At 50.9% G+C, this 13,673-nt stretch carries 14 protein-coding genes, 3 tRNA genes and 1 pseudogene; 9 read left to right on the top strand and 9 right to left on the bottom strand.

Features of this window, described 5'->3' with window-relative positions; all coding sequences use genetic code 11:
* The 5 genes from U8U01_RS16155 to U8U01_RS16135 form a co-directional block, all read left to right on the top strand.
* Positions 1-331: isoaspartyl peptidase (locus U8U01_RS16155; protein ID WP_322176480.1), on the top strand; the 331-nt coding region annotated here is incomplete at its 5' end.
* A 162-nt stretch (positions 332-493) separates the two neighbouring features.
* Positions 494-847 (top strand): hypothetical protein, encoded by a 354-nt coding sequence (locus tag U8U01_RS16150; protein ID WP_322176478.1) that lies wholly within the window; start codon positions 494-496, stop codon positions 845-847.
* Positions 840-1,811, top strand: a complete 972-nt coding sequence (locus U8U01_RS16145) for an N-acetylmuramoyl-L-alanine amidase (protein ID WP_322176476.1) — start codon at positions 840-842, stop codon at positions 1,809-1,811. Before U8U01_RS16150 ends, U8U01_RS16145 begins: the two co-directional genes overlap by 8 nt.
* Positions 1,812-1,880: 69 nt before the next feature.
* Positions 1,881-2,639: a DNA adenine methylase gene (locus tag U8U01_RS16140; RefSeq protein ID WP_160643974.1), complete on the top strand. Its 759-nt coding sequence runs from the start codon at positions 1,881-1,883 to the stop codon at positions 2,637-2,639.
* Between the two features lie 98 nt (positions 2,640-2,737).
* On the top strand, positions 2,738-3,007 hold the full coding sequence (locus U8U01_RS16135) for a helix-turn-helix domain-containing protein (protein ID WP_161880022.1): 270 nt from the start codon (positions 2,738-2,740) through the stop codon (positions 3,005-3,007).
* Between the two features lie 41 nt (positions 3,008-3,048).
* On the opposite strand, the gene U8U01_RS16130 is transcribed toward U8U01_RS16135, so the two are convergent.
* The gene (locus U8U01_RS16130) at positions 3,049-3,876 is read right to left on the bottom strand and encodes a radical SAM protein (RefSeq protein WP_322176474.1); all 828 of its coding nucleotides are present in this window, start codon (positions 3,874-3,876) and stop codon (positions 3,049-3,051) included.
* A gap of 128 nt (positions 3,877-4,004) precedes the next feature.
* Between U8U01_RS16130 and U8U01_RS16125 the strand changes: the two genes are divergently transcribed.
* Positions 4,005-4,343, top strand: coding sequence for a winged helix-turn-helix transcriptional regulator (locus U8U01_RS16125; RefSeq protein WP_322176472.1), 339 nt, complete (start codon positions 4,005-4,007; stop codon positions 4,341-4,343).
* 6 nt (positions 4,344-4,349) lie between these two features.
* On the top strand, positions 4,350-4,676 hold the full coding sequence (locus U8U01_RS16120; protein ID WP_322176469.1) for a multidrug transporter: 327 nt from the start codon (positions 4,350-4,352) through the stop codon (positions 4,674-4,676).
* A gap of 586 nt (positions 4,677-5,262) precedes the next feature.
* On the opposite strand, the gene U8U01_RS16115 is transcribed toward U8U01_RS16120, so the two are convergent.
* From U8U01_RS16115 to U8U01_RS16100, 4 genes are all read right to left on the bottom strand, one after another.
* On the bottom strand, positions 5,263-6,030 hold the full coding sequence (locus U8U01_RS16115) for a hypothetical protein (RefSeq protein WP_322176466.1): 768 nt from the start codon (positions 6,028-6,030) through the stop codon (positions 5,263-5,265).
* A gap of 450 nt (positions 6,031-6,480) precedes the next feature.
* Positions 6,481-6,570, bottom strand: a tRNA-Ser gene (locus tag U8U01_RS16110).
* 56 nt (positions 6,571-6,626) lie between these two features.
* Positions 6,627-6,715 (bottom strand) — tRNA-Ser (locus tag U8U01_RS16105).
* Positions 6,716-6,861: 146 nt separating this feature from the next.
* A complete protein-coding gene (locus U8U01_RS16100) occupies positions 6,862-7,605 on the bottom strand; it encodes a MerR family transcriptional regulator (RefSeq protein ID WP_322176464.1) in 744 nt (247 codons plus the stop codon).
* 505 nt (positions 7,606-8,110) lie between these two features.
* On the opposite strand from U8U01_RS16100, the gene U8U01_RS16095 reads away from it, so the two are divergent.
* Both U8U01_RS16095 and U8U01_RS16090 read left to right on the top strand, forming a co-directional pair.
* Positions 8,111-8,204 (top strand) — tRNA-Ser (locus U8U01_RS16095).
* A 121-nt stretch (positions 8,205-8,325) separates the two neighbouring features.
* The gene (locus U8U01_RS16090) at positions 8,326-10,857 is read left to right on the top strand and encodes a DUF4268 domain-containing protein (protein ID WP_322176461.1); all 2,532 of its coding nucleotides are present in this window, start codon (positions 8,326-8,328) and stop codon (positions 10,855-10,857) included.
* A gap of 2 nt (positions 10,858-10,859) precedes the next feature.
* On the opposite strand, the gene U8U01_RS16085 is transcribed toward U8U01_RS16090, so the two are convergent.
* The 4 genes and pseudogenes from U8U01_RS16085 to U8U01_RS16070 all read right to left on the bottom strand — a co-directional run.
* Positions 10,860-11,396: a hypothetical protein gene (locus tag U8U01_RS16085; RefSeq protein ID WP_066538203.1), complete on the bottom strand. Its 537-nt coding sequence runs from the start codon at positions 11,394-11,396 to the stop codon at positions 10,860-10,862.
* A 2-nt stretch (positions 11,397-11,398) separates the two neighbouring features.
* Positions 11,399-12,598 (bottom strand): tyrosine-type recombinase/integrase, encoded by a 1,200-nt coding sequence (locus U8U01_RS16080; protein ID WP_322176456.1) that lies wholly within the window; start codon positions 12,596-12,598, stop codon positions 11,399-11,401.
* On the bottom strand, positions 12,595-12,918 hold the full coding sequence (locus U8U01_RS16075) for a helix-turn-helix domain-containing protein (protein WP_322176454.1): 324 nt from the start codon (positions 12,916-12,918) through the stop codon (positions 12,595-12,597). Before U8U01_RS16075 ends, U8U01_RS16080 begins: the two co-directional genes overlap by 4 nt.
* A gap of 16 nt (positions 12,919-12,934) precedes the next feature.
* A pseudogene (locus U8U01_RS16070) lies at positions 12,935-13,673 on the bottom strand (hypothetical protein); the annotation flags it as partial.

The following is a 13,673-nucleotide window of genomic DNA, read 5'->3' as shown; positions in this document are numbered from 1 at the left end:
TTTAGACTGCCGGGAGGGCTTTCTCTTTTGGAAAAACAGGAAGCTGTGCGCCGCCGCCAGCCAGAACACGAAAGACTATTTTGTCCAGGACGATGACGGGCTGGGCAAGATACGGGGTACTCTGGTGACGCTTATCCTAGCCCGCCTGGGGCCGCAGGAGGCCCGTAAAGGCAGGGCAGCGGGGCAGTGGGAAAAGGTATGGGCCGACCCTGTTTGTGGGCGCTATAAGCGGCCTGACAATGAGGAACACTGGCTCTGGAATGAGGCTTTTTACAATGCGCCGGTGGATGACCTGCGGCACATTGCAAGGCTGGTGGGTGTGAAAATTTAGAGTGGAAAAGCTGGGGTGACAGTTAATCGCAAAGCGATTTACTGTTTTCCCCAGCCTTTTTTCATATGCGCAAAAAAGGGGGCGGTCAAAATGGGCAGCTTTTGGCCCGTGTAAAGGGCCTGTAAACGGTGCAAAAATACATTTACAAAGGAGAGATTTTTCATGTTGGAAACTTCAAAGGCCGTAGCCATTATGCTGGTATTTGCTATCCTGGTGCAGTTTTTGGTGGACAGGGTAAAGGACATCGTGGGCGAAAAAGTTATGGGGTATGTCAAGGCCCCGGTATGGGCCGCCCTGCTGGGCGTCCTGTTCGCTTTCCTCTTTAGGCTGGACGTGTTCGCCATGTTCGGCTACACAGCCCAGCTGCCCGCCGTGGCCTACATTATGACGGGCCTTATCCTGTCCGCAGGGGCCGCACCCATCCATGAGCTGATCGAAAAGGTGCGGGCCTCCAGGGACACCATCCTGCTGCCCGGTGAAATTTTCGAGCCGGAGAAAGGGGTGCGGGATGAGTAACAGCGCTTTAAGCTGTATGCGGGTGATAAGCCCTAACCGCAATAGTCCCCGCGATCATGCAATCGACACCATCACCATCCATTGTGTGGTGGGGCAAATGGGGGTGGAGGCCCTGTGTTCCCATTTTAACAATCCGGGGCTGGGGGCCAGCTGCAACTATGGCATAGGCCCCGATGGCCGCATATGCACCATTGTGGACGAAAGCGACCGCTCCTGGTGCTCCAGCAGCGCTGCAAACGATAACCGGGCCATTACCATTGAGTGCGCAAGCGATGCTTTCTACCCCTACGCCATTAACGCCAATGTGTGGAAGTCCCTCATTGAGCTGTGTGCGGACATTTGCAGGCGCAACGGCATCAAGAAGCTGGTGTGGTCTACGGACAAAAACACCCGCATGAATCATCTGAATGGCTGCAACCTGACAGTCCATCGGGACTACGCCAACAAGTCCTGTCCCGGTGATTATATCTATAACCGGCTGGGGCAGATTGCCAAAGAAGTCAATCGGAAACTGAGCAGCGTATCCTCTGAGCCCTTTAAGCCGTACCAGGGCCAGGTAAACGCCGATGACGGCCTCAACTGCCGCACGGCCCCGGTAAGCGGATCGGTCATTAAGGCTTTTGAGGACGGCACAGTGCTCACCATTACCAAAGAGGATGGCAACTGGGGCTATTGTGGCGAGGGCTGGGTGTGCCTGGACTACATCAACAAAATTGCCTCGGCAAAAGACCCGGCGGCAAAGGAGGAAAGCATCATGGACGGCAAGCAGTTTAAGAAAATGTACGACGAGATCAACCCCACCTACAACACCCTGGATGAGGTGCCCAGCTACTGGCGGGAGGATATCCGGGAGCTGGTGGAGAAAGGTATTATCTCCGGCGTGGGCGGCGGCAAGCTGGGCTTGACCCATAGCGAGTGCAAGGCCGCTGTGCTTGCCAAGCGGATCGCGGAAAAGCTGAAATAGCCTGCTGCCCTTCGGTAGTCCGCCCGAGGATTCTGGCCCCTTAATTTACAGAAAGGGATGGACTATTATATGGACAGCTTTATGGGCTGGATCGGCGGCAAGCGTACCCTGCGCAAAGCCATTTTAGAGCGCTTCCCCAAGGATAAGGTGGAGCGGTATATTGAAGTGTTCGGCGGCGCGGCCTGGGTGCTTTTCGCCAAGGAAAGGCAGGCGGGCCAGCTGGAGGTCTATAACGATATCAACGGCGATCTGGTGAACCTGTTCCGCTGTGTAAAGTATCACTGTGGGGAGCTGCAGCGGGAATTTGACTGGCTGCTGTCCTCCAGGGAGCAGTTTTTTGACTATGTGGCCCAGGCTGATATGCGGGGGCTTACAGATATCCAGCGGGCCGCCCGGTTTTTCTATATGGTCAAGCTGAGCTTTGGCAGTGAGCACAGAACCTATGGAACCAGTAAAAAGATGGTAGACAATGCGGTTGAACGCTTAACCGCCATAAAAGAACGGCTCCGGGGCGTGAACATAGAACACAAGGACTTTGCAGACCTTATCCGGGTGTATGACCGCAAGGCCGCGCTGTTCTATCTTGACCCGCCGTATATTGGCACCGAGGGGTATTATGACTCCCCCTTTACCCCCGATGACCACCAGCGTTTACGGGCCTCTCTGGAGCCTCTTAAGGGCCGTTTTATCCTCTCCTACAATGACTGCCCCGAGGTGCGGGAATTGTATATGGGCTATAATATTGAAAGGGTGGAACGCAGGGAAAACCTGTCCGGCAGCGGGAACAACAAAAAGCACTATGCAGAGCTGATTATCCGCAATTTCTAACAGATATTGTAAGGCTCTTACGATATTTGTCACAACCTTACAAAGTGCGGACAAATTATACTCTTTCTGGTAAAATGCCCAATAAAGGGGCATGAAAGATGATTAAAATTCATCTATCCAGAATCCTCGGCGAACGCCGGTGGAAACAATCTAAGCTGGCCAGGGAAACAGGCATCCGGCCCGGCACTATCAGCGATTTATATCAAGAAGTAGCCGAGCGGGTAAGCTTCGACCACCTGGACAAAATCTGTGAAGCTTTAGATTGCGACCTGTCGGAGCTGCTGGAATACATACCGAACCAGCAGCCCAGGACAGGACAAAACCTGATCCTGGAGGAACACGGAAACCGCAGGAAAAAGCCAAACTGATTTCTAAAAAGTAAGAGCGCTTAAACGGTTTATTTTACCATTTAAGCGCTCTTCTTTTTTTGCAGATAATTTGAAATTATTTTGCGGTTTTTTTGCAAAGCTACACCCAGCGCGGCAAACTGTGTGGGAATATCAAGGCTTTCAATCAACGTGCGGATCTCCCGGTACTTCTCAACCTCGCTTTCCTCCTGCCAGTTGCCACGCTGAATCTCCTGATAAAGCTCGGAGTCTGGATAGATAGTCAGCATATTGGCCCCAATTAACTGAGGGTGCAACTGATTGCAGACAGTGGCGGTAGCTTTCGCGCCGATCTCGCCCCGGCCCGCACCGGAGATACTCGCAAGATAGAAGAAATTGTAACGTATACCGGCCCTGTCCAGCCGGGTACACTGCTCCACAATGTCAGCGGGGGCGTAACCTTTGTTCATAAAGCGCAGGGCCTCGTCGTCGCCGGTTTCAATGCCGATGGTCAGGCTGTCATACCCGACCTGGGCCAGTGCGGTCAGGTCGCTGTCAGACTTTAAGGTTACATCGGTAACCCGCGCAAAACAGCCTATGGTCTGGACGGTGGGTACATATTTGCGGATTAACTTAGCGATAGTCAGCAGACGCTCGGTTTTCAGCACAAATGGATTCGCGCCGGTGAGAAAGGCCCGGTCAAACTGAAAGCCTTCCCACTGTGTCAGAGTATCGGCTACTTCCTGCAAGTCGCACTCAATGTCCTCCATGGGCGACATTCTGAATTTGAACGGCAGGTCGTTATAGAGGGTGCAGAATTTGCACTCATGGTGTGTGCAGCCTGCCGTGACTTCCAGCAGCAGCGAGGACACCTCATAGGGCGGACGCCAGATAGTTCCGGTAAATTTCATGATGAAAACCTCCTTCGTTTGCACCCATTATAACTCGATACGAGATAAATTCAAGTACGGTACTTTTTTGTAGTACATTGATTCTTACTGCGCCGGGAGTTATAATGTTGACAAGGAGGTGTTGCCCTATGAGAAAAACCGAGCAAGCGGTTGAGCGCTGCAAGACTATGTCCACGCTGCAAAAGATATTGGGTGGCAAGTGGAAACTGGAGATTCTCTACTACATCTCATTCCACGATATCCGGCGTTTCGGCGCGCTGCGGCGGCAGTTGGGGGAGATTACGGAATCCTCGCTGACAAAGCAGCTACGGGAGTTGGAGGCGGACGGATTCCTTGTTCGCCATGACTTTCATGAGGTGCCGCCAAGGGTGGAGTATACGCTGACGGAACTGGGTAGGAGCTTTATGGATGTGATTGCTTACATGAAAACCTGGGGCGACACAAATTTACCGGAGAACAGGCGATAGGAGGATATGATTGTGGAAGAGCGAAGATTCACAAAACAGGACTGGAAACTTTTCAAGGAAAAATTACCCGGTTGGCAGGAAGCCTACATGGACAGGCTCAACCAAAAGTATATGGAGATATTGAACGGAGAAGGCAATCCGTCTGATAAGTTTTGGCATTTGGAAAAGCGCATAAAAGAGGACAAGCGGAGTCCGGGCGTCCAATTACGATTGACCCGGACTGATATGGTTTGGAATATAATTGCGCTTATCAATAATGAGGTTATTTCCTTGGATGATTTGGAGGAGTTTACTGATGCACTCAGAGAAACCGTTGACCGCATTTTAGGTTGATCGTATGTGAATTTTTCTTTTCTGTAGTATACCATCTTCTATTGGGTAGTTCACTAGACTTATCATGGTGACAGGTAGCACCTTCCACCGAGAGGGCATAGCCCCCTCTTGGCGGAGGCGGTTTCTTTTTCACAATTTATATAGCAACCCCCCCTGGGTATTTGCCGTTGCACAGCCAATTATGGGACTTGCAACCCTGTTTTTCGGGAACCTCGGAATTAGCAACCCCATTTTATCTTGCGCTCTTGAAAGCTCTGAATCCCTTGAAACGACCGGCGTTGCCGGGCGTTGTGACCCGGAGATGGGGAGCATAGCACCCCTATCTCCTTTCTCCTGCTTGCTTTTCGACCTTGCCTATACCACCCATATTCGCTGGAAATTGGCACCTTTTCAAACCGGGCCAACAATGCCCCGACACGGCCCGCGCGGGAGTAGAGCCGAGTGTTTTCTCGACCCAGCCCTGCAAGCCCTGACACGGGGTCGCACAGGGGCTGTCAGGGGCCGACAGGCGGCGATGAATGGCAAAGAAAAAGTGTACCGCGATTTGCGATGCACTCAGAGTTGGAGGTTAGTATTTGCTCTTCCATCAAGCGTACCCGATATAGATTTCGTAACAGTTCCCACCAGAGGACTTGTACCAGATACACACATCAGTGATGTCCGGGTCGTTCGCGTACCGATTCAGCCTACTGCTGATGTCCCTCTCCAGGCAAGTGCTGTGTGGCCCGGCCCCTATGGGGTTCTCCCAGCAATCTACCGCGTTGCTCTCCAGCCGCGGGCCAAGGCCCTGAGCATAGCTTTGTGCGTAACTTATCCAGTAGCCGATGTCGAAGGAGGACTCCTCTACGACCGGCTCCGGTATAGGCGTGGGTGCTGGTGGCTTCGGCGTAGGGGCCGAAGTTGGTGTAGCCGCTGGTAGGGGAGTGGAAGTTGCTTTCACGGTAACTGTCAGAGAGTCATCCGGTTTGGTATCAGGTTGCTTTGGCGTAGGCGTGGGGTCTACTACCTTTGACGGTTCGATGGGTTCTGCGCCTTGTGTGTGGGAATTTTCTATACCGAAAATAGGTGCCTGTGAACTTTCTTGTTTCGTATTGGTAGCATGGTTTTGCGTGTCGCTTTCATTTTTAGTAACGGTCTTTTTGAATATTGATACTGCCGGTTTGAAATTTATTCCGGCGATGATCTGCCCAAGAGTGGCAGCTATATTGATAGCAGCTTGGTCAGATGCCGGGGTTGATTCAGCCTTTACCATGAGGGCCTGCTGTGCAGGCTCTGAGTCTGGAGGTATTGTCTGGCACCCATTAACGCTCACTAAGAGGGCTGTGGTCAGGAGGCCAGTTAGGATTTTCTTCATAGATCTCATCCTTTCTTGGATTTTTTCTTGACCACAAGGATACCACAAGATTTTGAGAAGTCCAGACCAAACTTAAAGAAATACCCACTAAAGATGCTTTTGAATCTCTTATCCCAATTGGACAGAGCGCAGGTAGGGAACAGGTAATGCTTTGCTGTTATCTTGATTTTTATTAACGTCGTTCTCTTGAAAATGAAAAGGCCGGCCGCTGGAGATTACTCTCCAGCGGCCGGCTATGTATTTCTATAATGAGAGGGCTAGCAATCCCTCCGTGCTGGCCTTCCACGTTTTTACTTAATCTGTTGTTGCAAGGGTTCACTTCCTGCCGGAAAGCCAAAAGGCCGGTTTTACATCCACGTTTCGGCACTTTTGAAATCCAGGCTTTCGAGCATTAAAAAACCGCGCAGCCGCGCGGTTTTTTGAGCGAATATCTTTTTTATATCCGCAGAATGGCGGAGAAGGAGGGATTTGAACCCTCGCGCCGGTTTCCCGACCTACTCCCTTAGCAGGGGAGCCCCTTCACCACTTGGGTACTTCTCCAGGGTGGTTGTCCTACAAAATACAGGACTTTTATTTAAAAAAGCTTACAGGCGATTTGGCGGAGAGGAAGAGATTCGAACTCTTGGTCCCTTACGGGATCACTAGTTTTCAAGACTAGCTCCTTAAACCACTCGGACACCTCTCCAACTCTCTGCGAACTATGATACCACAATCCACCATGATATGTCAATGGTTTTTTCAAAATATTTCTTTTTTCTTTTTCTTGCAGGAAAAAGCACGGCCCTGGAAAGCAGGGCCGTGTTTTCCCGAAGGCGGCCAGGGAGGTGCCGGTCACGCCTCTTCCCCATCCTCCCCACAGCAGGCAAGGATGGCTTGGCAGGCGAATGCCCCTGTGCCCGGCCCACCGGCCTTATCGATATTGGCCGTCATCTGGCCGCCTTCCGCATAGAGGTGGCCCAGCCCGCATAGGGTCTGGTCGGAGCAGGGGTAAAAGTGCTGGGTGATAAACGCTTGCAGTTCTCGCACTTTGGCCTGCACTGGCACCGCTTTAGGGGGCAACTGCCGCATTTGGCCGAACCCGGCGAAGATGGCCATTAACCGGACATGGAGCTTTTGCTCCTCTTCGGGGGTACGGCCCGCGGACTTTTCCTCAAAGGCCTGGTATTCGGTTGTTTTTCCATAGGTTGCCTTTGCCTGGGCGGCATACCGGTCAATTTTGCTGGTATCAAACGGGGTAAAATCCATATTGTCCACTCCTATCGTTTTAATGCCCTGCGCCAGCTCGATCAGGTTCTCCAGCCGTTCCTTCTTCAGTGTGAGCAGGGTGATTTGCTGTTCCAGGGCCCGCCGGCTGTCAAAAGACGGGCTCTCCAGGATCGCTTTGATCTCCCGGAGGGGGAACTCCAGCACCCGAAACAGCAGGATGATTTGCAGGCGCTGTAGGGCTGCATCGTCATACAGACGGTAGCCCGCGGCTGTGACCGCGCTGGGCTTAAGCAGCCCTATGGCGTCATAGTGGTGCAGCGTACGCACGCTGATCCCGGCCAACTGGCTGACCTGGCGCACGGTTTTCACGGTAATCCCTCCTAACAGGGCTTAGTATAAACTATGACGCAAGGGGAAAGTCAAGGGGTTTTTCAAAAAAAATTTACTGTGCTTGACTTTTGGGTGCATTTGGGGTAAAATGGATACAGGCCAAAGGTGTTGGAAAGAGCGCAAAGCGCTTATGGCTGTTAGCCGGTGCTGGACAGGTTTTTCTCTATATAGTGTGCACGGAAGTGTATGGCCTGGTGAGGCGAGTAGGGCCAGGCTGGACGGGAAGTTTGGGGAACACAAGGAAGTTGATGGTCACCGGGGTAGCTGGGTTTAAAGAAATTCTAAGATAGCAAGCGACACAATTTTATATACGGAGACGTATCGAAGTGGTCATAACGTGACTGACTCGAAATTCTGTGGGGTGAGTGGAACGAGAGAGGCCGGGAGGCCGCGGAAATGCTGGGGATTTTGGAATTCGGCGGTCGCGGGGCTGGTCGAGTTCTAAGGTCAATTCTAAGATAGCAAACGACACAATTTCATATACGGAGATGTACCCAAGTGGTTGAAGGGTCCGCACTCGAAATGCGGTAGGTCGGGAGTTCCCCGGCGCAAGAGTTCAAATCTCTTCATCTCCGCCAAGGCGGTTCGTACCGCGCAAGAGAGCTGCAAGGGAAACTTTGCGGCTCTTTTCCATAACAGTTAGGAGATTGAAAACGAGTTTGACTTTTGCACGATAGAAACATAGAAGGAGGAATCATTATGAGAGGCTCGGAATCAAGGCTGATAGAATATATGGAAGGGGCTAAAAAGCGCTTTGTCATCCCGGTCTACCAGCGGAACTATAACTGGAAAACGGAAAACTGCAAACAGCTTTTCGACGATCTGCTGAAAATAATCCGGAATGGGCGAAAAAGCCACTTCTTTGGAAGCATCGTGTCGGTCTTTAACCCGGATGGCCGCTATACCGAGTTTCTTGTGATCGATGGACAGCAGCGGCTTACTACCGTGTCCCTCCTGCTCCTTGCCATATACAACTTAACAAAGGAAGGCGTGATCATTCCGGCCACACCCTCTTTGACCCAAGAAATCTATGAGGGGTACCTTGTGGACAAGTTCCAGCCGGAGGAGACGCGCATCAAGCTCAAGCCTGTCAAGAATGACCAGCGCGCGCTGGGAAAGCTGTTTGAGGACAAAAAGGAGCACATAAAGGATTCCAACCTGACAGCAAACTACAGCTATTTCTATGACCGCATCCAGAAACAGGAGATTACCATCGATGAGCTTTTTGACGCAATTTGCAGGCTGGAGGTCATTGATATCCGGCTGAACAACGAGGATAACCCCCAGCTCATTTTTGAAAGCCTCAACTCTACTGGCCTTGATTTAAGCGAGGGCGACAAGATTCGCAACTTTGTCCTGATGGGTCTACCTTCAAAGGAACAGGAAGTCTATTATGAAAAGTATTGGAACCGCATTGAGGAGTGCACAGGCTATGATGCCAGCTCTTTCATTCGAGACTATCTCAGCTTAAAGCAGCAGTCCATTCCCTCACAGAAGCGCGTCTATGTGAATTTCAAAGAGTATGTGGAGCTGGGTAAAATGGAAACAGAACCTTTACTCAGAGAGCTCCTCGGGTATGCCCAGCGGTATCAGGTCTTGCTGAAAGGCGGCACCGCAAGCAAGGCTTTGAATGCTTGCATCATCCGTCTGAATCGTTTGGAAACAACGGTCACCCGGCCGTTTTTCTTGGAAGTCCTGCGTCTGCACGATGAGGGTACTCTGAGTATTTCAGAAGTCACGGAGATTTTTCTGATTGCCGAAAATTACCTGTTCCGCCGGAACATCTGCGATTTGCCCACCAACGCCCTGAACAAGATTTTCCTTATGCTGCACCGGGAGATCACCCGCTATGACGGCACGGAAAAGGATTATGTGGATAAATTCAAATACGCGTTTCTCTCAAAAAAGGAAAGGGCGCGTTTCCCGGATGACGAAGAATTCGGCGCAAGCTTTACGGAGCGCCAGGTCTACCAGATGACCAACAAAAACAAGGTTTACATTCTGGAGCGCCTGGAAAACTATGGCACGCTGGAAGACAAGGACATTTATGCCCACTGCGACAATGGAACGTATTCCATCGAACACATCATGCCCCAGCATCTCACACCCGCGTGGATCAGGGAGCTTGGCGAGGACTATGAACAGATACACGAGCAGTGGCTGCATAGAATCGCCAACTTGACGCTGACCGCCTATAACTCTGCCTACAGCAACAGCTCCTTCCTTGAAAAGAAGAGCATGAAGAATGGTTTTGATGACAGCGGCCTTCGGATGAATACATATATCAGCAAAAAAGAGAAATGGACCCTGACAGAGTTAGAGGACCGCAGTCAGTATCTGCGCGGGCGGGCCATTGAGATCTGGGCGGCGCCTGTTACCACTTTCAAGCCGCAGGAAAAGCAAATGGACACCTATACTTTGGATGATGACGAGAATTTGAGCGGCCGGACGATTATCCGGTTCCGCTACAAAAACGCCGAACAGCCGGTGACCAGTTGGGTGGAGATGTTCCAGAAGATGTTTCAGATCTTGTATGCAGAGGACAAGTCCGTCATAACACGGCTGGCAGTATCCTCCGATGAAAACATCGGCTACCACTTCTCCATAGGCCCCCATGAACTGCTTAAATCGGTGGAGATCGGCGATGGGATTTATGTGTTGACAAATACAAGCACACAAAGCAAGCTTTCTGTCCTGAACCGTGTATTCAAGTTATATGACGCCGACCCTTCAGACCTTGTGTTCTATCTCCGGGATGAAAGCGAGGCCCTGGAGGATGAGAATGGCCCACGTTATGCTCTGAGGAGGCAGTATTGGGCATACGCGCTGCCGATTATTAAAGAGGCCCACGGAGAAAACGGCCCTTTCAGCAATGTCAATCCGTCCAGCATGAACTGGGTAAATAGGTTCTTTGGTGTTAATGGTTTTAATTTGTGCTGTGTTGCGAACTATGACTCTGCCCGGGTGGAGGTTTATCTTGGTCACGCAGACCGGGACGTTAACAAACAGACATTTGACGCGCTGATAAAACACAAGGGAGAGATTGAGTCTGCGCTTGGGATAGCCCTCCAATGGAGCCGTGGCGACGATATCAAGTCGTCAAAAGTGTACTATATGCTGAACAATGTAAGTATAGAGCATGAGGTGGATTGGCTACAGATGGCTCGCTTTCACGCGGAATGGAGCAAGAAATTCTATGATGTTATCGTGCCGTACCTATTGCGCACCTGAAGTTAAGAAGTCATACACAGAAACTCTGCTATCAGTTCCCTATATTTTTCCACTCCTGGTTTCCTCAACATCTCCGGCGAGGCACAGTAAGCAATAAACTCTGCTTTCCCACAGTACCGCATCCCGCCCACACTGACGCTGCTGATTACCCCCTTCCGCATCCAATCCCCCACCCTTTGGGGCGCACAGCCAATCAATTCAGCGGCCAGCTTTGTGGGCAGGGCGTCAGGATAGTCGGCCCACTTCATCGTCAAAAAATCTTGAAATGCCGCGCAATTCTCTGGCGTAGGCTCAATCAATTTCTTCCTCGGCTTGTAGATATCAGAATTAAATTGCCCGTATAGCTCCGACAGAAATTCCGCCTCAGTATCCATTCTGCGCTTAAACTCCTTCGCATCGCTTGCCTTTATCAGGAATCGATGCGTCTTTTTCCCGGTATCAATGCACGGAATATAATCGTTCTCCAGCAAATACTTCAACTTTCGCTTTGAGATATGCAGGTAACGGTACAACTCGTCTGCGCTGAGATACTTCGCCATCTTTACCCCTCGCTCTTATTATCAAAAATACCCGTGATAATATCTGCGCTGGCCTGTTTGCTGGCCTTGTCCAGATGGGCGTAAATGTTAGCCGTAGTGCTGATGTCACTATGCCCAAGGAAGTTGGAAACATTGATAAGTGGTACATCGTGGCTAATGAGTATACTAGCCATTGTGTATCGAAGGTCGTGATAGCGAATTTTGCGCAGCCCATACTTCTTGATGATATCACTAAAATGCTGTGTTACATACGATGGCCGAATCAGTCTGCCAAGCTGGTCGACGCACACAAAATCCATGTACCTTATATCGTAACTTTTTCCGAACATCTTGCGGTAGACTTCCTGCTTTTCCCTCTCTGTTTCGAGCATTTCCCGAACCGGAGCCGGTAACGGTAATGTCCTTCTGCTGGATTTGTTTTTCATTTCTTCCACAGGCTCCACAATCTTTTCACCGTTACGCTCGTACTCAACGATTTTTGTATCCAACAGCACCGTGTTCTGCTCCCAATCAATTCTCGACCATCGCACGCCGAGAGCCTCACTTCGGCGCAAGCCAAGCCCTCCTGCCAGTAGGATTGCGGGATAGATTGGGTCGGAGCGAGTAAGCTCCAACAGCGCTTTCAGCTCGTCCTCGGAGTAATTCTCGCCGTGAAATTTATTCTTCTTGGGCCTGTCCACCCGGTCGAAAGGATTGGCGTCGATCAGACCATCTTTGAACGCCTGACTGAACGCTCGCCGCATTATGGCATGGTAATGGATAACCGTGTTGGCAGTCACGCCGTCAGCGAAGAGGGAGTCGTAAAAGTCCTCGATATCTTTTGGCTGTAAATTACCAACCGCCAGCTTTGTTTTAGGCTCAAAGTACCGCCGGATTTTTCCATAAATCATGCCGTGATAGCTCTCATAAGTGTTGATTTGAATACTCGATTTAGCCCTGTTCAAGTAAGCACAGAGATAATCAAAAACCGAGAGACCGGCTGCAGGGTTTCCCCTGCGCACCAGGCTCTCGGCGTACTCAATCTCAAATTTGCTTACCACTTCCCGATAAGCTTTTTGCACCTTTGATTTCCCTGTCCCCTCCGGCAGGCCAAGCGCCCGCCAGACCGGCTTTGTTTTGCCGTCCTCCTTGACTTGGATCACAGCGTAGAGACGCCCTTTCTTTGATTGTACGCTGGCCGCAAATGAATTTTTATCTGTCATGCTGACTTCTCCTTTCCGCCGACTTCTCCGGCACCACACACACTACCACAAGACCTGCCGGAAGTCCATACCGCACCCGCAGAGTTTTCAGAACAGACACATTTCGGGTTCGGACCCCCTTTATCCTTATTGCGCAAATAGGATATGAGAACGCTTTTGGAAACGCGGTTCTCTCGCCCAACTTTCACTGCCGGAATTTCACCTTGCCTAATCAATTTGTAGACGGTCTTGGTGCATACGCGCAAAATTTCAGCCACCTCAGAGGCTGTCAACGCCTCCGGGTAGCTGGACAGAGCTTTTTTGTATTCCATTTTTGTCATTCACAAACCTCCATACTCATTTGAATTTGTGGTCAAACTCATCATCATTTTCTTCAGCAATTTCAGAAATTGCACCCGCCGCAAGGCCGAGTAAGGCCCCCAGCGCCTCGCCATTCTCCTGAGCCTCAATGCGTTTGCGGCGCTCCTCGGGGTCTTCATTATCGTCACTCAGAGCAGCCAGCGTATACATAGCAGAGCGGACAGCGCTGCCCCCAGCGCCGAGGACAGTATCGACACCACGATGATGAGCGCCCAGGTTTTCCAGCTCCGTCGTTTCGCTGCCTTGGCGATAGCCGTTTCCAACTGCGAGCCCTTTGCCAAGGAATCGTTCAAACTCTTTTCGAGACTCTTCCCAGCCTGTTGCGCGAGGCTCTCCATCTGCAATGTCGAATCCTTTATCTGTTTCACCAGCTGGTTGGAAATCATCTGCTCCTCGGCAATCTGCTGTTTCGCTAGCGAATACAGCTTCGGCTGGAAATTCACTGTGCTTTCCAGAAGATCCACCATCGTATCCCAATCTTTCTCCTGGATAGGCACCATTACCGGCATACTCGGGCCATTCATATTCTTTATAGCGCTTGCGTTTTTTGAGACTAACTCGTCCATAGTGGGCCTCTCTGTATTGTAACTCATAAGCTAAATTCTCCTTCAAAAATTTGTCATCGTGCAATTTTACATCTCTGCATTTCATCTTATTTGGGCAGGTGAACGTGATGTACTTGCGCTCGTCCGTCCACATGACTTGATAGCCGCAC

Source organism: Acutalibacter caecimuris, assembly GCF_034335085.1.
Taxonomy (GTDB): domain Bacteria; phylum Bacillota; class Clostridia; order Oscillospirales; family Acutalibacteraceae; genus Acutalibacter; species Acutalibacter caecimuris.
This window is presented reverse-complemented; position numbering and strand designations above follow the sequence as displayed.